The 386-nt window shown below is 64.8% G+C and carries 1 protein-coding gene; it reads left to right on the top strand.

The window, feature by feature from the left end; genetic code table 11:
- Window positions 1-386, top strand: a 386-nt coding sequence (locus CBX98_RS25565; protein WP_146192920.1) for a serine hydrolase domain-containing protein, incomplete at both ends; no start/stop codon positions are given.

Raw genomic sequence — 386 nt, 5'->3', positions numbered from 1 at the left:
GCAAGGCAATGACCACGGCGCTGCTAGCCCGGCTCGTCGCGGCAGGCAAGCTGCATTGGGATGACCCGGTGACGAAGTACCTGCCGGATTTCCGCATGAGCGACCCTTGGGTCACCCGCGAAATCCAGGTACGCGACCTGCTGATCCACAATAGCGGCCTGCGCGAAGGCGCGGGCGACCTCATGCTGTGGCCCGAGCCGAACGACTTCACTCGCAAGGATATCCTCGCCGGCCTGGCCTACCTGAAATTCGAGCATAGCTTCCGTTCGCGCTACGCCTACGACAACCTGCCGTATGTCGTGGCCGGAGAAGTAGCCGCCTCGGCCGGTGGCGCGCCGTACGAAACGCTGCTGCGCCGTGAGGTGTTCGAGCCGCTCGGCCTGAGT

The organism is Vibrio sp. T9, from assembly GCF_003123985.1.
In the GTDB taxonomy this organism is placed as follows: domain Bacteria; phylum Pseudomonadota; class Gammaproteobacteria; order Enterobacterales; family Vibrionaceae; genus Vibrio; species Vibrio diabolicus.
Note: the sequence above shows the minus strand (reverse complement) of the source record. Positions and strands in the feature narration are given on the sequence as shown.